The organism is Streptomyces sp. NPDC038280 (assembly GCF_055600045.1).
Genome location: NZ_JBVJYZ010000003.1, coordinates 310,817 through 328,614 on the forward strand (window position 1 = coordinate 310,817; position 17,798 = coordinate 328,614).

General features: G+C 71.3%; 15 protein-coding genes. 8 read left to right on the plus strand and 7 right to left on the minus strand.

Features of this window, described 5'->3' with window-relative positions:
- The first annotated feature begins 102 nt into the window (after positions 1-102).
- The 5 genes from ACZ7J0_RS09750 (at position 103) to ACZ7J0_RS09770 (ending at position 7,236) form a co-directional block, all read left to right on the plus strand.
- On the plus strand, positions 103-2,637 hold the full coding sequence (locus tag ACZ7J0_RS09750) for a YfhO family protein (RefSeq protein WP_470885671.1): 2,535 nt from the start codon (positions 103-105) through the stop codon (positions 2,635-2,637).
- 124 nt (positions 2,638-2,761) lie between these two features.
- On the plus strand, positions 2,762-3,727 hold the full coding sequence (locus tag ACZ7J0_RS09755; RefSeq protein ID WP_470885673.1) for a glycosyltransferase family 2 protein: 966 nt from the start codon (positions 2,762-2,764) through the stop codon (positions 3,725-3,727).
- Between the two features lie 21 nt (positions 3,728-3,748).
- Positions 3,749-5,116, plus strand: a complete 1,368-nt coding sequence (locus ACZ7J0_RS09760) for a polysialyltransferase family glycosyltransferase (RefSeq protein WP_470885675.1) — start codon at positions 3,749-3,751, stop codon at positions 5,114-5,116.
- Between the two features lie 269 nt (positions 5,117-5,385).
- On the plus strand, positions 5,386-5,589 hold the full coding sequence (locus ACZ7J0_RS09765; RefSeq protein ID WP_053661143.1) for a cold-shock protein: 204 nt from the start codon (positions 5,386-5,388) through the stop codon (positions 5,587-5,589).
- A 147-nt stretch (positions 5,590-5,736) separates the two neighbouring features.
- Entirely contained in the window at positions 5,737-7,236 is a 1,500-nt protein-coding gene (locus ACZ7J0_RS09770; protein WP_470885677.1) for a DEAD/DEAH box helicase, read from the plus strand.
- 110 nt (positions 7,237-7,346) lie between these two features.
- On the opposite strand, the gene ACZ7J0_RS09775 is transcribed toward ACZ7J0_RS09770, so the two are convergent.
- Positions 7,347-7,724 carry a hypothetical protein gene (locus tag ACZ7J0_RS09775; protein WP_470885679.1) on the minus strand — a complete coding sequence of 126 codons (378 nt, stop codon included), beginning with the start codon at positions 7,722-7,724 and terminating at the stop codon, positions 7,347-7,349.
- Positions 7,725-8,268: 544 nt separating this feature from the next.
- Here ACZ7J0_RS09775 and ACZ7J0_RS09780 point away from each other — a divergent pair.
- From ACZ7J0_RS09780 to ACZ7J0_RS09790, 3 genes are all read left to right on the plus strand, one after another.
- On the plus strand, positions 8,269-8,616 hold the full coding sequence (locus tag ACZ7J0_RS09780; protein ID WP_470885681.1) for a MerR family transcriptional regulator: 348 nt from the start codon (positions 8,269-8,271) through the stop codon (positions 8,614-8,616).
- A 236-nt stretch (positions 8,617-8,852) separates the two neighbouring features.
- Positions 8,853-9,056: a cold-shock protein gene (locus ACZ7J0_RS09785; protein ID WP_468707720.1), complete on the plus strand. Its 204-nt coding sequence runs from the start codon at positions 8,853-8,855 to the stop codon at positions 9,054-9,056.
- Positions 9,057-9,191: 135 nt separating this feature from the next.
- Positions 9,192-9,569: an STAS domain-containing protein gene (locus ACZ7J0_RS09790; RefSeq protein WP_470885683.1), complete on the plus strand. Its 378-nt coding sequence runs from the start codon at positions 9,192-9,194 to the stop codon at positions 9,567-9,569.
- Between the two features lie 108 nt (positions 9,570-9,677).
- On the opposite strand, the gene ACZ7J0_RS09795 is transcribed toward ACZ7J0_RS09790, so the two are convergent.
- The 6 genes from ACZ7J0_RS09795 to ACZ7J0_RS09820 form a co-directional block, all read right to left on the minus strand.
- Positions 9,678-11,366, minus strand: a complete 1,689-nt coding sequence (locus ACZ7J0_RS09795) for a hypothetical protein (protein ID WP_470885685.1) — start codon at positions 11,364-11,366, stop codon at positions 9,678-9,680.
- A 438-nt stretch (positions 11,367-11,804) separates the two neighbouring features.
- Positions 11,805-13,157, minus strand: a complete 1,353-nt coding sequence (locus ACZ7J0_RS09800; protein WP_470885687.1) for an LLM class flavin-dependent oxidoreductase — start codon at positions 13,155-13,157, stop codon at positions 11,805-11,807.
- Between the two features lie 52 nt (positions 13,158-13,209).
- Complete coding sequence (locus ACZ7J0_RS09805; RefSeq protein WP_470885689.1) at positions 13,210-14,247, minus strand: ABC transporter permease; 1,038 nt, start codon at positions 14,245-14,247, stop codon at positions 13,210-13,212.
- The gene (locus ACZ7J0_RS09810; RefSeq protein ID WP_470885691.1) at positions 14,244-15,080 is read right to left on the minus strand and encodes an ABC transporter ATP-binding protein; all 837 of its coding nucleotides are present in this window, start codon (positions 15,078-15,080) and stop codon (positions 14,244-14,246) included. Before ACZ7J0_RS09810 ends, ACZ7J0_RS09805 begins: the two co-directional genes overlap by 4 nt.
- A 3-nt stretch (positions 15,081-15,083) precedes the next feature.
- Positions 15,084-16,121, minus strand: a complete 1,038-nt coding sequence (locus ACZ7J0_RS09815; RefSeq protein ID WP_470885693.1) for an ABC transporter substrate-binding protein — start codon at positions 16,119-16,121, stop codon at positions 15,084-15,086.
- A gap of 115 nt (positions 16,122-16,236) precedes the next feature.
- On the minus strand, positions 16,237-17,235 hold the full coding sequence (locus ACZ7J0_RS09820) for a TauD/TfdA dioxygenase family protein (protein WP_470885695.1): 999 nt from the start codon (positions 17,233-17,235) through the stop codon (positions 16,237-16,239).
- Positions 17,236-17,798 lie beyond the last annotated feature (563 nt).

Genomic DNA, 17,798 nt, shown 5'->3' on the forward strand with positions numbered 1-17,798 from the left:
GCGGGTCGCCCGGATCAGCGGTAATGGCCGTCGTGCCCGTGAGGTGAGAGGCCGACGGGACCGCGCGCGTCCGCGCGCCGTGCGACACACCCCGGAGGACGCGTGCCCCCTGCCGTCGACGCCGAGCCCGGACAGGGCGGGCGGCCCCCGATCGCGGCCGTGCGCGCCGCCACCATGAGCGCCGCCCTGCTGACCTGCGCGGTCTTCTGTCTCGGCGGACTGTTGGCCGGCAGCCACCCCTACGGGCCCACGACCCGCAACATCGTCGACCTGGGAAACCAGTACCTGCCGTACCACGCCTACTGGCGCAGGCTGCTCCTCGGCGAGGCGGACGGGGACATGTTCCTGAACTGGACCTCGGGCTTCGGCTCCAATTTCCTCGGTGACTTCGGGACGTATCTGAGCAGCCCGTTCGACGTGATGGTCCTGCTCTTCCCGGCGGACCGGATCGAGCTGGCCCTCTACGTCATCACCGCGACGAAGATCACCGCCGCCGGCGCCGCGATGGCGGCTCTGCTGCTGAAGCTGCGTCGGGGTCCCTGGCCGGTGGCCGCCGTGCTGGGCGCGGCGTACGCACTGTCGGGCTGGACGTTCAACTACGGGGCCTACGTGCCGATGTGGCTGGACGGCCTGCTCGCCCTTCCGCTGCTGTGCCTGGTCGGCGAGTGGGCGCGGGCCGGCCGGCGACCGGTGCTGGGCCCGCTGATCGTGGCGCTGGCATGGGTCGCGAACTTCTACACCGCGTACATGGCGACCCTGGGCGCCGCCGTCGTGCTCGTGGTCCGGCTGCTCACGGCCGAGGACGCCGACTGTGGTCGGACGGCGGGCCTGCTCCGGGCCGTCCGAGCCGTCGCCGTGGGCGTCGGCCTCGCCGCACCGGTCGTCGTGGTCGTCTACGCCGCCACCCGGGTCGCCGACCCGACACCCGAGGTGTCCTTCACCGCCGTCGCCTGGTCCGAGGTGTTCGCCCGGCTCCTGCCGGCCACGTCGAGCGTGGCGACGCCCGCCCTCTTCATCGGCACACCGGCACTCGCCCTGGCCCTGACGCTTCCCTTCAACACCGCCGTCGCCCCCCGGGTCCGGGTCGCCTGGACGGCCGCCGTCTGCCTGGTGGCGCTCTCCACCCAGTGGGAGCCCACCCATCTGCTCTGGCACGCGGGCGCCTCACCCAACGGCATTCCCTACCGCCAGTCCTTCGTCCTCTGCGCCCTGCTGCTCATCGCCGCCTGGCTGTCCACGGCCGGGGGGCTGCCACGGTGGCCCGCCTTGCTCGGCGGCGGCACGCTGCTCGCCGCCATGGCGTTCGCGGCCCGCGACACGACCGTCATCGACCGGTGGACCTACCCCGCCTTCGCCGTCGCGTCGCTGCTCGCCGTCCTGTCCGTCGCGGCCCTCCTGCTCGCCGGGAAGTACGCCGTCGGCGCCCGGGCTCTCCCCGTGGTCGCCGTCGCCCTTCTCGTCGTCGCCCAAGCCGGGGAGACGGCCCTGTCCGGGGCGCGCGTCGAGCGGGAGCAGCTGCGGCAGGTCTCCTGGTCACCCCGGCTCGGCCCCTGGCACGAGGAAATGGCACGAGCCACCGGGCGCAAGGACGCCTGGCCGCGCCGCCGCACGGATCCGGGGGAGGTTCCGGGCGGCAATGACGTCATGGTCGTCGGCGGGCAGGGCGCCGACTACTACAGCAGCCTGACCGCGGAGGTTTACTCCGCGACCCTCTCCTCCCTGGGTTTCGGCTTCTTCGCCAAGGGACGGCATCCGGTCTCCCTGGACCATCCGGTGACCGACGCGATCTTCTCGATCGGAAGCCGGATGCGCTCGTCGTCCACGTCGCCGCCACGCGTCGACCGCCTCCCCACCGCCACGGTCACCAGCACCGACACGGCCGTGCCTCCGCTGGTGACCGTCCGCCCCGGCCTGCGGCTTCCCGCGCCCGGCGCCCGCTTCGGCGACTCCGCCTTCGCCAACCAGGAGTTGCTGCTCGGCGCCACGGTGTACGACATGCCGGGTGACCTCGCTCGTGGCGGTCGGTCGGGGGACACGGTCACGCTGACCGCCACGTGCCCCGCGGGATCACAGGTCTACTTCTGGGCACCCGGGTACCGGGGCACCGCGGCGCTGCGGGGCCACCAGCCCGTCGCCCTCCTCGGGAAGCCACCCGCCGTGCGGGCCCCCATGCAGGCGCTGGGCACCGTGCCCGCCTCCCGCTCCGTACGGATCGAGCTGCGCTCCCCGGCCGCGCCGGTCCTGCCCCGGCAGCCGGTCGGCTGTCTGGTCCGCGACCGGCTGGACGCGGCTGTGCGGCAGCTGAGGGAAACCGGCGCGACCCGCGTCACCGTCTCCGGGCACGCGCTGTCCGCCGAGCTTCCGGCCGGCAGCACCGGAACGGCCGTCATCGCAGCCCCCCGGATCTCCGGGTGGACCTGCGCCGCGGGCGACGCGGCCCCCGCGCCCGCCCAGCGGTACCTCGGGCTCCTCGCCGTCCCGCTGGACGGCCGGGCCACGTCGGTCAGTTGTACGTTCCGGCCGCCGGGCCTTCGGCTGGGCGGAGCGGTCGGAGTCGTCGCCCTGCTGGCCCTGGCGGCCCTCGCACTGCGGCACCGACGCCCATGGCGACGGCCCCTGCCGACGGGCGACCGCTGAAGCCGCCCCCGGTTCGCCCGCACGACGGAAAGTCTTCACCTGGAGTGCAATCAGGGCTCGTTGGGACGGTCAACAGGATCGTTATTCTGCCGAACAGACTGGCGTTCGAGGGTTGGGAATACGTGTGCCGAAATTGTCCGTCGTCGTGCCGTTCCACAATGTCGGGACCTACGCTCCCGACACTCTGCGCAGCCTTGCCGAAAACGCGGACCCGGATTATGAGTTCCTGCTCGTCGACGACTGCTCGACGGACGCGACACCACACATTCTCGACCACTGGCAGACCAGGATTCCGAACGCCACGGTGATCCGACACGAGACGAACCAGGGCGTGGCGCGGGCGCGCAACACCGGTCTGGACACGGCGGCCGGCGACTATGTCACCTTCCTCGACGGCGACGACTGGTACGCCCCCGGCAACCTGCGCGCCCTGGTGCGCGGCATCGAGACGCTGGGCTGCGACTTCGCCCGTACCGACCATGTGCAGGCGACCGGCACGTCCCGCCACATCCGCTACGCGCCGGCCAGGCTGCGCGACACCGTGATGGACCCGCGGGACGGCATCGCCCCGGCGAGCATGGTCACGATGGTGGACTATCCCTTCGTCCCCTTCGGGGTCTACAGCGGCCGTCTCTTCGCCGACGGCGCCTCGCGGTTCGAGACGAACCTGCGCACCGCGGAGGACCGGCTCTGGATCTGGCGCCTGCACCTGAAGGCCAGGTCGTACGCGGCTCTCGCCCTGCACGGAGTCTTCTACCGGCGTGGCGTGACCACGTCCCTCACGCAGATCAAGGACAACCGCCAGCTGGACTTCATCCCCTCCTACGACCTCCTGCTCCACGAAGTGGCCCAGGACCCGGAGGCGGACAGGTTCCTCCCCAAAGCGGTACGCACCTACTGCGCCATGATCGCCTTCCATGTCGGCAAGGCGGACCAGTACCAGACGGCCGTGGCCAGGCGACTGGGGCGCGAGGTGACCGACGCGCTGCGGCGGATGCCCCAGCGGGTACTGGACGAGACCCTGGCCACGATGGACACCGAGCGCGCCACCCTGCTCCGCCGGCTGCGCGACACCCGAAGGGCCGCCTGACCGATGGAACCGACAGCCCCCATGGACACGCACCGGCGGACCCAGATCTTCCAGGTGTCGACGCTCTACGGCGCGGCCACCGTCGCCGCGGCGCTCGATGCCGGACAGTTCGGCGCGCCCGAGAACGTCCGGCGGCTCCTGCTGGTCTCGAACAACGCCGAAATCCCGGAAATGGCGCTACGGCTCGACGAGATGATCGGCTACGACCGGATAGCCGCCCGGTTCGACGACGTGATCGACTGGAACGACGCCATCCGTCCTCACCACCCCGGCTCCTGGGGCCCCCGCCCCGAGGAGGTCCCGCTGTGGCAGCGGGCGTTCAGGACGGCGTGGGGACTGGGCACCGGCCCGGTCGAGATGATCCTCGAGTCCATCCAGGTCAACCCCGCCCGGGCGCTCGCGGCCTTCTTCGCCGAGAGCCCTGTCCATGTGTACGCCGACGGCCTCATGAGCTACGGGCCCACTCGTGACGTACTGCCACAGCAGATCGGGTGCCGCGTGCGGCGGCTCCTCCACCTCGACCTCGTCCCGGGACTGAGGCCCCTGTTGCTGTCCGAGTACGGCGTTCCGGCCGAACTCGTACCGGACGGCGCCTTCCGGGGAGTACTGGCGGAGATCGCGGAAGCGGCCGAGGGGGATCCTCGGGTGACGGCGGCCGTCGCCGCCGCTCCCGGCGCCCTGCTGCTGGGCCAGTACCTCGCCGCCCTCGGCATCCTCACCGCCGACGAGGAGGAGGACCTGCACGTCCGGATGGTGCGCGGGGCCGTGGCCGCCGGACACCGGTCCGTGCTCTTCAAGCCGCACCCGACCGCGCCCGACCGCTACTCACGGGCCCTGGACCGGGCGGCGGCGGAAGCCGGCGCGGAGCTGACCGTGCTGGACGGGCCGCTGCTCGCCGAGACCCTCTACGAACACTGCCGTCCGCGCCTCGTGATCGGATGCTTCTCCACGGCCCTGCTCACCGCCGCCGTGTACTACGACGTCCCCGTCGCGCGCGTGGGCACCGAGCGGGTCCTCGAGCGGCTCACTCCGTACGAGAACAGCAACCGGATACCGCTGGTCGTGGTCGACCATCTGGTGCCCGACCTGGAAGGGGGAGCGCCCCCCGTCGTACCCGGCGCCGCCCCGGCCACGCTGGAGCCACTGGTCCGGGCCGTGGGCCACTGCATGCAGCCGAAGATCCATCCCGGCCTGCGGGACGAGACGGCCCGGCTGCTGGACCAGGACGACAGCGCCAGGCGTCATGTCACGGCCGGGCGGCTGACCGAACTCGGTCTGCCCGGCGGCGCGGCCCCGGGCCCGGCGTTCCGGCCGCGCCGAAATCCGGTGCGGCGCCTGGGCCGACGCCTGGGCCGACAGAAATATCTCCCACGGCCGACGGAGAAATAGCGGTCGCGGTGGCAAAGAATTATCCGGCCGCGCTCTTCCGGAGTGCGGCCGGAGCGACAGGAATCCTGTACACCGCCCACCAGCGCGTGCTACCTTCAATATCAGTTGCAGTTGTGGTTCCCAAAGACTTCAAGTGCCCCTCCCGGCCTCCAGTGCCAGTAGGAGCACTTTTTTATTTCCGGTGTATTTCCGGACGGGGTAATCATCGCGGCGACGCCGGGTCCGCACAGTGCGGACCCAGGGCACTGCCCCGTCAAAGGAGATATGACATGGCTACTGGCACCGTGAAGTGGTTCAACGCGGAAAAGGGCTTCGGCTTCATCGAGCAGGACGGCGGCGGCGCCGACGTCTTCGCCCACTACTCGAACATCGCCACCTCCGGCTTCCGTGAGCTCCAGGAAGGCCAGAAGGTGAGCTTCGACGTCACGCAGGGCCAGAAGGGCCCGCAGGCGGAGAACATCGTTCCCGCCTAAGGCTGACGCCGACGCGTTCCACGTAGCTGGGGCCCGCACCATGGGTGCGGGCCCCAGCTCGTTCTGTTTCCGGCTCGTTCTTGCGAAGCTCCGTGCGGCCCCCCGCTGCCGGAATCCTCGATACGCGCCGCATCGAGGAGGTTCCGCATGAACCGCGCCACCCGCACGACCCGCACGGCCCCGAGTCGCACCGCTCGGACGAATGACCGCTACTCCCGCACCCGCTCCGGCGGCAACGGCGGCAACGGCGGCTACGGGCGCCGCTCCGCCGCGCCGAAGGGCGAGTTCGCCCTGCCGGTGACCCACACGCCCGCCCTGCCCCCCGCCGCGGCCTTCGCGGACCTCGACATGCCCGCTCCGCTGCTGGCCGCCCTGGTCGCCGAAGGCATGAGCGTGCCGTTCCCGATCCAGGCGGCGACGCTGCCGAACTCCCTCGCCGGCCGTGACGTGCTGGGCCGGGGCCGTACCGGCTCCGGAAAGACCCTCGCCTTCGGCCTCGCGCTGCTGGCACGCACCACCGGACAGCGCGCGGAACCCCGACAGCCGCTGGCCCTGGTCCTCGTCCCCACCCGGGAACTGGCCCAGCAGGTCACCGACGCGCTCACCCCCTACGCCCGGTCGCTGAGGTTGCGCCTGGCCACGGTGGTCGGCGGGATGTCGATCGGCCGCCAGGCGAGCGCGCTGCGCGGCGGCGCCGAAGTCGTCGTCGCCACGCCGGGACGGCTCAAGGACCTCATCGACCGAGGCGACTGCCGTCTGAACCAGGTCGCCATCACGGTGCTGGACGAGGCCGACCAGATGGCCGACATGGGCTTCATGCCGCAGGTCACGGCCCTACTCGACCAGGTGCGCCCCGAGGGCCAGCGGATGCTGTTCTCCGCGACCCTGGACCGCAATGTCGACCTCCTCGTCCGCCGCTATCTGACCGATCCGGTGGTCCACTCGGTCGACCCCTCGGCGGGCGCGGTCACCACCATGGAGCACCACGTGCTCCACGTCCACGGCACGGACAAGCACGCGACGACCAAGGAGATCGCGGCGCGCGACGGCCGGGTGATCATGTTCCTGGACACCAAGCACGCGGTCGACCGGCTGACCGAGGATCTCCTCGCCGTCGGTGTACGCGCCTCGGCGCTGCACGGCGGCAAGTCCCAGCCGCAGCGGACCCGTACGCTCGCGCAGTTCAAGACCGGGCACGTGACCGTACTGGTCGCCACCAACGTCGCGGCGCGTGGCATCCACGTCGACAACCTCGACCTCGTCGTGAACGTCGACCCGCCGAGCGACCACAAGGACTATCTGCACCGGGGCGGACGCACCGCCCGGGCCGGGGAGTCCGGCAGCGTCGTCACCCTGGTCACCCCCAACCAGCGCCGTGACATGGCCCGCCTCATGATGGACGCCGGAATCACGCCGCAGATCACCCAGGTCCGCTCCGGCGAGGCCGAGCTGAGCCGGATCACCGGCGCCCAGGCCCCCTCGGGCGTGCCCGTCACCATCACCGCGCCGGTGACCGACCGCCCCAAGCGCAGTGGGTCCTCGTCCCGTGGCCGCCGCAGCCGTCCCGCCCAGGCGCGGCGCTCCGGCGGCTCGGCGCGGACGGGGACCGCCGCCTCGGACCGACGGGGTCTCGACACCGTCGCGTAACCCCACGGGGTGTACGCCAGTACCCACGCAGTGATCAGGGCCCGACCGGTATCCGGTCGGGCCCTTGGTGTTGTCCCCGCGCGGTACGGGGCTACGGAACGGGGTCGCGGTCAGCGGTCGGAGTAGCTGACGTCTCCGACCGTCCAGGCGCTGACGTCCCTGAGGGCGATGCGGTACATGCCGCCGGTCTCGGGGATGCCCAGACTGCCCTGGAGGATCCGCGCGACATGGAAGTGCAGATGTGTGGGTGGCTCGTGGTGCCGGCGCGCCCGGCTCTCCGCTTCGGTGGGCACGAAGACGGTGGCGAAGGCCCCCAGCCGGTCGGAGTCCTTGAGGACCTCCGCCACGCGCTGTCTCCAGAGGGCCTCGGGGGCCAGCCGTCCTGTGATGACGGCACCGGGCACGACCACGGTGAGGGACATCTGATTGCTGTGCTCCGACTCCACCCGTGCGGCGATGTCGACGAGCAGTTCATCAGGGTTCGACATGAGCGCTGAGTCTACTGCCGGGGCGGCCCTGGTGGGACCCGGGGAGGGCACGCGCGAGCAGGCCGGGCAGCCCGTCGAACCCCTCGCGTGCGCCGCCGAATATCTACCCTGGCGGAGGTAGACATTCGCCTCCTCGATTACTAGAGTTCCTCACGTAACCAAGAAGTCCGCACGACGGCACGGCAGCGGAGTCCTGGGGCCGGGAAGTGTGTGAAGGTCCCACGGCTGGTTGCCGGGCCGGGTCGCCCGACGGGGCGGCCGCGCAGTATCGAAGAATGCAGTACACCCGAGAAGTTGAGTGAATGAGAGGAGTGCACGCCATCAGGATCGCCCGAGCGAGGTCAGCTCCGCTCGGGTACCGCAGACCCCGGATTGGAAGGTGGTCCCCGGTCAAGCATCCACGAACCCCGCACCCCCGTCCCTCGGGGCGGCCGTGCGGAAGACGAAGCCCGGCGCGCGGCGCCGGTAGATGGTGTTGAAACCCCTCGGGGCCCCGGTGCCGTACGGCACCGGGGCCCCTCGACGCGTCCCAGAAGAGGTGCAAATGCCCCAAGAATCCACCCAGTCCGCCACCGACCGGTTCGACGATGACGATTACCCCGCCTACACCATGGGCCGAGCCGCCGAGATGATCGGCGCCACGCCCGGCTTCCTCCGGGCGATCGGCGAAGCCCGCCTCATCACCCCCCTGCGGTCCGAGGGCGGCCATCGCCGCTACTCCCGCTACCAGCTGCGCATCGCCGCCCGGGCGCGCGAACTCGTCGACCAGGGCACGCCGGTCGACGCGGCCTGCCGGATCGTCATCCTGGAGGACCAGCTCGAAGAGGCCCTCGGCCTCAATGAGCAGCTGCGCCGTTCGGCGGCCGAGTCGAGCGGAGCCGCCGACTCCTGACCGCCCCCTCCGGTTCCGGCCCGGATGGTGTGACTGTACGTGCCTGATCGATTGCACCGTGCTACGGTTCGTCACAGTTGCAGTGTGGTTCCCAAAGACTTCATTCTTGTCGGCTTTTCTGCCGGGAAGTGCGTGTTTCTATCTCCGGTGCTTTTTCCGGACGGGGTAATCATCGCGGCGACGCGCGGTCCGCACGGTGCGGGCCCAGGGCACTGCCCCGTTCAAGGAGACAAGACATGGCTACTGGCACCGTGAAGTGGTTCAACGCCGAAAAGGGCTTCGGCTTCATCGAGCAGGAGGGCGGCGGCGCGGACGTCTTCGCCCACTACTCCAACATCGCGACCTCCGGCTTCCGTGAGCTCCAGGAGGGCCAGAAGGTCACCTTCGACGTCACGCAGGGCCAGAAGGGCCCGCAGGCGGAGAACATCGTCCCCGCCTAGGGCCGACGACGACGCCCGCGCTCCATGTGCTGGGGCCCGCACCTCCGGGTGCGGGCCCCAGCGCGTTGCGTCGTACGGGGGACGTTGCCCCCCGAAGTCGTGTCCTCTCCCCGCCCATCGGGCGTTGAGGGGGACGTGAGTACCTCAAACACAAGCCCGATACTGCCCCGCACCCCCGAGCACGACAGGGGCGCCGCCGCGGCGCCCGGCGACATAGTGGTCCACTCCTGCGTCCATCGTGGCGAGCACACGGTGGAAGTCCATCTGACCGGCGAGATCGACCACTTCAGCGCCCGTCCGCTGCGGTCCCTGCTCACCTCCGCGGCGGCAGCCGGCTGCACGGAGCTCGTTCTGGACGCCTCCCGGGTCTCCTTCTGCGACTCCGGATTCCTCCATGTCCTGGAGTGGTGGTCACGCCGGGGCCGCCGACTCCATCTGGGACGCCGCTCGCCCTCGGTCGAGCGGCTCCTGCACGCGGCGGCCGCCGCCGCGCGTCCGAAGGGCGCGGTGTAGGGACGCGGCCGGCGCTCCGGCTCCGGAGGGCCGGAGCGGGAACGCTTCCGCCCGGGCAGCGGGGGGCTGCCCGGGCGGATATGCCGGTGGACGAGGAATGCCCGACGATCAGACGTTGGTCGTCGCCCCGGCCGACTTCGTGCGTTGAGCCACGGCCGCGACCGCCAGGACGGCGACGACCACGGCGCTGATGACCACCACCGGCTTCGCCGCGCCGAACGAGTCGCCGAGACTGCTGCTGAGCAGATCGACCCCACGCGCGCTCGCGACCGCGTGGACCGCGATGAGCGCGATGGCGAGTCCCGCGGCGGCCGCCCAGGCGAGCACGGTGTCGCGCACGGCGAGCCATGCGCCGCACACCAGGCAGAGCACGGTGACGGCGACGGACAGCGCCTCGGGGAAGCCCCCCGAGCGCAGGCTCGCTGTCGGCAGGTGGAGGAGACCGCAGACGAAGAGCAGGATCGTGGCGGGGAAACGCAGCGTCGACCCCAGCGCCGCGGAGACGGTGTGACTGCCGGGCCCGGCGGCCAATGCGCCGTCCAGGGCCGACATGGGCCACGTCGCGGACCACTTCGAGCGCTTCGAGGTGGCGGTGTCCTCCTCTTTCTTCTCGAGGCGGTTACCGAGGAGGCGGTCCTCGTCGCCGGGCACCGGCCTGGGCTCCCGCGGTTCGATGGGGGGCGGACGCCAGTCGCTGCTGTCGGTGCCGAGGATGCTCACGAGTGCCACGACGTCGTCGATCGGTCGGCCCACGGCCGCGGCACGCAGCGTGGTCTCGGCCTGGTGGAGGTCGTAACCGGACTCGTTGAGCAGCGCGACCAGCTGCCGGACCTCGTCCAGCGGACGGGAGACGGCGGCGGCGCGCAGCGCCACGTCGGCGGGGCTGGACAGCTGGCCCGTCTGCTGGAGCCGGGCGACCAGGGCGGCCACCTCGGGCACCGGGCGCTCGGTGGCTGCCGTCCAGAGGAGGGTGTGTATCGGCTCCTCTCCGTTGTCCGCCACGGATGCGGCGATGAGAGCCGCCGTGACACCGGCCTCGTCCTTCGGCGTGGCCGGGGTGTCGCTCGCCTCTTCGCGCACCTCGGCCTTCTCGCGCTCCTCCTTCTCGCGCTTCTCCTGCTTCTCGTGCTCCTCGTGCTCAGAGACGCTTTCCCGGTCCGACTCCTTCGCCAGTTCCCTCTCCAGCTCCTGGTCCAGCTCCTGGTCCAGCTCCGACCTGGTGTCCGCCTGCGTGTCCGGCTCCAGCTGGGTGACCTGGCCGGCGTCCGGGGCGCTGTAGGGGGTGGAGTACGGCGACGGGCCCTGGGAGTACGGCGACGGGTCCGCGGCGGGCTCCTGTCGCGCCGGGGTGTCGTTCCAGCTCTGCGGCGTCCACGCGGGGTACGTCTCGGCGGGCCGGTCGCGGACCAGCTCGTCCGGGTGGTCGGGTCCGGCCGGGGCGGCCGCCACGAGCGGGATACGCGGCACGCTGGGAGGCGCGGCCGGCGGCGGAGGGGTGTACGGCGCGGGCGCGGGCGCGGCCGCCGTCGGGTCGGCCGGAACGCCGTACGCCGGGTCCGGCGGGGGCACCGGGGGCGCCGCCGCCGGGTAGGCGGGTACCGCGTGGGCCGGGTCCGGCGGCGGGACGGCGGGTGCCGACGCCGCGTACGGGTTGTACGCCGGGTCCGGTGGCGGGACGGGGGGCGCCGCCGCCGGGTAGCCGGGTACGGCGAACGCCGGGTCCTGCGGAGGGGCGGGCCTGGCGGGGTGCTCTGGGTCGTATTCGGCCGGGTCGGCCTTGAAGGGATCGGGGGTCATGGCGCGGGCTCCGTTCGTGGAACATCCGGTAGGCGTTCACCATGTGTCTGCCTTGTGCTGCGCCGGAAAGCGCACACTTGGGTACAACTAGTGCGCAGTTCGGAGCAGTGCGCACTCCGGAGACGTTCCCGATGGGCCGACGGGGCGACAAGGACGGTCCGAGCGCAGTAGTACGGGCCCCCGCGGCGCGTCCCGCCCCTTCCGCCGCATACGCGTCGGACATATGAGGCGGCCTTGGTGACCGAGGTGCTTTCGGGGGCGGCGCGGTGGGCGTCGGAGCACTCCATGCCGTACAGTCCGCGCGCGCCTCGGCGGCGAACAGCGCGCCGTCCCCGGTGTTCACATGGCCGCCGACCTCCTGTCCGCTCGCCGTGAGCGCCCCGAGCGGCGGCCGGCCCGCCGCCGCCTCGAGGGCGTCCGTGGTGAGCGAGAGCGCGTTCAGACGGTCCGTCCTCCGGTATCGGCGGGCTGGGCGAACCGGTTGGCGGGCCGGGGCAGGCCGTAGTGGTCGCGCAGAGTGCGCCCGCTGTACTCCGTACGGAAGAGACCCCGGCGCCGCAGTTCCGGCACCACGTGGTCGACGAAGTCCTCCAGGCCGCCCGGCAGATGCGGCGGCATGATGTTGAAGCCGTCCGCCGCCCCCTGGGTGAACCACTGCTCCAGCTGGTCCGCGATCTGCTCGGGTGTGCCCGCGAACACGCGATGGCCACGGCCGCCGCCGAGCCGGGCGATCAGCTGCCGCAGGGTGAGGCCGTCGCGCCGGGCGAGCTCGGCGACCAGGGTGAAGCGGCTCTTGTTGCCGTTGATGTCCCGCTCCTCGGGCAGTTCCGGCAGCGGGCCGTCCAGCGGCAGCCCGCTCAGGTCCACGCCGACCATGCCGGACAGCTGAGCCAGCCCGTACTCGGTGACCTGAAGCGCCGTCAGCTGTTCTTCCAGGGCGCGGGCCTCCGCCTCGGTGGAGCCGATGACGGGGCAGATCCCGGGGAGGACCTTCAGTGCCTCCTCGGTCCTGCCGTACCCGGCCAGCCGGGACTTGAGGTCCTTGTAGAAGGCCTGTCCGTCGGCGAGGGTCTGCTGTGCGGTGAACACGGCCTCCGCGTACTGCGCGGCGAACTCCTTGCCGTCCTCCGAGGAGCCGGCCTGGACGAGCAGCGGGTGGCCCTGCGGGGTGCGCGGCACATTGAGCGGCCCCTGGACGCCGAAGTGCTCGCCGCGGTGGTCGATCCGGCGCACCTTGTCGGTGTCGGCGTAGATCCCGCTCTCGCGGTCGAGGACGATGGCGTCGTCCTCCCAGCTGTCCCACAGCTTGGTCGCCACGTCGACGAACTCCCTTGCCCGCTCGTAGCGCAGGGCGTGTTCCACGTGCTCCTCCAGGCCGAAGTTACGGGCCTCGTCGACGCTGCCGGAGGTGACGATGTTCCAGCCGGCCCTGCCGCCGCTCAGATGGTCGAGGGAAGCGAACTTCCGGGCGGTGTGGAACGGTTCGTTGAAGGTGGTGGAGACGGTGGCGATCAGGCCGACGCGCTCGGTCACCGCCGCCAGCGCGGACAGCAGCGTGAGCGGCTCGAAGCCGCCGAGCGCGTTGTGCCGGACCTTGCCCCACAGGGCCAGACCGTCGGCGAAGAAGATCGAGTCGAGCTTGCCGCGCTCGGCGGTCTGCGCCAGCTGCTGGAAGTAGCGCAGATCGGTGACGCGCTCCGGCTGGGTGCGGGGATGGCGCCAGGCAGCGTCATGGTGGCCGGCGCCCATCAGGAAGGCGTTGAGGTGGAGCTGGCGGGGGTGCGACGTCATGGCAGTCCTCAGGAGGAGCAGGAGGGGAGGCAGGAGAGGGTGGGACACGGGATCAGTCCGCGGTCGGCACCCGCCAGGAGCTCAGTCGCCGCTCGACGGAGACCAGCACCTGGTTGAAGATCACGCCGATGGCGGAGATCGTGACGATGCCCGCGTACATCTGGGGGATCGCGAAGTTGTACTGCGAGTTGTTGATCAGATATCCGAGCCCCGCCTTGGCGCCGATCATCTCGGCGGCCACCAGCACCAGGATCGACACGGCGCCGGCCAGCCGGATGCCGGTGAAGATGGCCGGTACCGACGACGGCAGGATCACCTTCTGGAACAACCGGGGTGCGGACAGGTCCATGGACCTCGCCAGCTTCACCAGGGTCGGATCGGCGTTGCGGACCGCGCTGATCGTGTTGAGGAGAATCGGCCAGGCGCAGGCGTACACCACGATGGAGATCTTGGAGGTCTCGCCGATCCCCAGCAGCAGGACGAAGACCGGAAGCAGAGCGAGCGCCGCGGTGTTGCGGAACACCTCCAGCAGCGGTCCGAGCAGGTCCGCGACCGGCCTGTACCAGCCGATCAGCAACCCGAGCGGGACGGCGGCGACGACGGCCAGACCGAATCCGCTGAACGAGCGCACCAGGCTCGCGGCGGTGTTGTCGGCGAGCTGTCCGTCGAGCGCCAACTCCCACCAGGCGGTGGCCACGTCACTGAACGGCGGTAGGAAGATCGGGTCGACCAGGCCCAGCCGGGGCGCCGCTTCCCACACGACCAGCAGCGCCACGATCGCGGCGGACCTGGTGGCCGCGGTCAGCAGGAACCGGGCCGTCCGGCGCAGCGCCCCTCGCACCCGGTGCGCGGCCGCCCGCGCGACCGGATGCCCGGCGCCGGGCGTCAACTGGGAGTCCCTCCCCGGTCCCGGCGCGGCGCCCGCGCCCGTTGTCCCCGGATCGACGTCCTTCCCCGGAGCGCCCGCAACCTCCTGAGCGACGGACTCTCGCGGGGCCGTGCTCTCCGGCCGGTCGGGACCCTTCTCCAGGGCCCGGACGGCCGCGGTGGCGCGGCCGGTCGTCGTCCTCGCATCCGTTCCGGTACTCACGCGGCAACGCCTTCCTTCTCCAACTGCTGGGCTCGTGCCACCTCGTCGTGCAGAAGGCCCCAGATCCGGTGGCGGTACCGCGCGAATTCGGGGCTCGACCGCAGATCGTCCGTCGCCGCGCGGGAGGCGAACGTGATGGGCACGACCTCCTTGACACGGCCCGGGCGGGACGTCATGACCGCCACCCGCTGCCCCAGGTAGACCGCCTCCTCGATGCCGTGGGTGATGAAGACGATCGTCTTGCCGGTGCGCTGCCAGATCCGCAGGAGTTCGTCCTGCAGGGACTCCCGGGTCTGCGCGTCGAGCGCCGCGAAGGGCTCGTCCATCAGCAGCACGTCCGGGTCGTAGGCGAGGCTGCGGGCGATGGCGACCCGCTGCCGCATACCGCCGGACAGCTCGTGCGGATGCCGGTCCTCGAAGCCGGACAGTCCGACCAGCTCCAGATGGGCTCTGGCCCGCTCCGAGCGTTCCCGGCGCGGCACGCCGATCGCCTCGAGACCGAACTCGACGTTGCCCTGCGCCGTACGCCAGGGAAGCAGCGCGTACTGCTGGAAGACGATGCCCCGGTCGACGCCGGGCCCGGTGACCGGTTCGCCGTCCAGCAGGATCCGTCCCGACGTGACCCGGGTGAGGCCGCCCAGCAGGTCGAGGAGCGTCGACTTGCCGCATCCGCTGGGGCCGACGACGACCACGAACTCGCCCGCGGTGATCGTGAGATCGATCCCGTCGAGCGCGGTGAAGTCACCTCCCGACCGGGCGGCTCCGCGCTCCCTGACCGGGAACGTCTTGCGGACCCGGTCGAAAACGATCTTCGGTGTGGAGGACTCGGTCATGGTTCAGCTCCCGCTTCCCGTGCCGTACCCGTTGAATGCGTTGGTGTAGAGGTCGGACGCCTTGATCCGGTCCTTCTTGATGTCACCGCGCTCGTCCAGCCAGTCGATCCACAGCTGGAACTCCTTGTCCGTGATGCGGCCGGCCGTCTCGGCGACGCCGAAGGAACGCCAGTACGCGAGAGTCGCCGTGTCCTCGTTGCGCCCACGTTTGTGGACGATGTCGGTCATCCGGGCCACGACGTCCTTCCGCGGAGTCGTGCGGGCCCACTCGATCGCCTTGGCGACACCCGTGACGAAGGTGCGGGCCGTGTCCGGGTTGCGCTTGAGAAACCGATCGGTCATGAGATAGGTCCCCGCGCTGAACGTGCCGAGCAGCTGGTGATCGGTGAACAGGGGCCGGATGCCGCCGGTCGCGAGCGCCTTGTCGCGCAGGATGCCGCTGAGCACCGCCACGTCGATCTGCTCGCGGCGCAGCGACTGCTCCGTGTTGACCGGGGGCACGACCAGTGACTGGACCTTGTCGATCTCGCTCCGGGACAGACCGTTGCGCTGGAGGTAGAGCGTGAGCATCGCCTCGGCGTGGGCGCCCAGGGTGTTCATCCCGACCTTCTTGCCGACGAGGTCGCGGGCCGTGCGGATCGGGCTGTCCTCCCGTACGTAGTAGCCGCTGAAGGCGTACTGGTCCGAGCCGTAGTAGCTGATGACGGCCTTGACGGGCGCCTTGCCGGCGGCCAGTTTGACCACCGCGCCGTTGAACGCGCCGCCGAAGTCCGTCTGGCCGGTGGCGGCGGCCTGGATGTCCTGCGGCCCGCTGATCGTGTTGCCGATCCACTCCAGCCTTACGTCCCCGAAGTACCCGAGGTTCTCGGCCAGTTCGGGAAGGGTGACCTGCCCCGCCCAGCCCTGGTACTTGAGGGTCTTCGTCTGTGCCGAAGGGGATGCGCCTCCCCCCGCGGCGGCCCGGCCGCAGCTCACCGCGGCCGCCGAGACTCCGAGCAGGGTGAGGAAATGGCGTCGGGACGTGCCGGTCAACGTGGGCATGGTGGTGGTTCCTTCTCGGGAGGGGCAGGGGTGCGGAGGTACAGGGGACGCGTGGGAGGTGGGGGAGCGGGGCGCCGGGGTGCCACCCGGCGGGGACACCCCGGGCGAGCCGGGCTCAGGCGCGGGTAGAGGCCCCCGAGGCGATACCGAAGGCGGGTTCCGGCACGGTCTCCGGCGACAGCAGCTGAGAGGCGTGGCCGTCCACCCCGACCGGTACGTCGCCGTCGATGGTCACGCGGCGCAGCTTGCGCTCGTGGTCGTCGGAGTCGTCCACGCCGTAGTGCTGGGTGGCGCGGTTGTCCCAGATCGCGACGTCACCGGTCTGCCACTGCCAGCGCACGGTGTTCTCCGGACGCTCGATGTGCGACTGGAAGAGAGCCACCAGCGCGCGGGAGTCGGCGCCGGACAGTCCGCTGACGCGCTGGACGAAGTTGCCGAGCAGCAGAGCGCGTTCGCCGGTCTCCGGGTGTACGCGCACCACCGGGTGCTCGGTACGGAACGCGGTGGAGGTGAAGACCTCGCGGTAGTGGGCGAGTGCCTCCGGCAGGGCGTCGGGGCGCAGCGCCACATAGTCGTACGCGTTGGAGTGCACGGCGCGCAGGGCATCGGCCAGGGTCCGCAGCGGCCGTGGAAGGTGTTCGTAGGCCGCGGCGGTGTTGGCCCACAGGGTGTCGCCGCCGTGGGGCGGGATGGTCACGGCGCGCAGCACGGAGAACGCCGGATAGGCGGGCACGAAGGTGACGTCCGTGTGCCACTCGTTGGCCCGCACGCCGTGCTCGGAATCGATGCCGAGCGAGTAACGTCCGTCCGCCGAAGGGACGGTGGGGTGGGCGACGGGGGTCCCCAGCAGCCGGGCGAACGCCTCGTGGCTGTCTTCGTCCAGGTGGTCCTGGGCCCGGAAGAAGACGACCTTGTGCTCCAGCAGCGCGGCCCGCACGGTGGCCACGGTGTCGGCGGGAAGGTCGCCGCCGAGCCGGACGCCGGAGATCACGGCGCCGATCCGCCCCCCGATCCGCCGCACCGCCGGACCGGCGACGGATGCATCGGTCGGGGTGCGGTCGGACGTCACCTGGTCGGTGGGAACGTGGCCGGTGGTCGAGAGCGTCGATGTCATGATGCTTGTCCTTTCGGCCGCCCTCCCGGCGGCCCGGCGCGTGTGGGCAGCGGGCGGCGAGGAGGCGGCGCTCGTGAGCACGGCGGGATGTCTTTTCGCGGCGGACGCATGGGGTCCGAGGTCGTTCCAGGGGGCCGGAGCGGTGACGGGCCCGGACGGGCCCGGTCCGGAGAGGCCCCCGAGCAGGGGTGCGGAGCGCGTGTCAGGCGTACGGCAGCGCTGTACAGCGGCTCGTACACGCCTCCGGCGCGAGAGGCCGGTACCGGTCGTGGAGCCGCGCGGCGGAAACGCTCGTCACGGACATGGCCCGGAGAGTGGCAGTGTCCTGCCACCACGGTCAAGGCAGGTCGAGCGCCTGGCGAGCGGGGGGCACCGGGGTGGATCGGGGGTGGGGAGGCGCACCTCGGAACACTGCGGCGGGCCCTGGAGACCGCCTGCGAACTGCGGTTTTCCACGGCCGTACGGACATGCGCACCGATCGATTCCGGCCACCGGCGGCTCGCAGCTCCGACCCCGGCGATTTCATGGCACCGCAACGTCCCTGCCACGACACGTCATGGAGA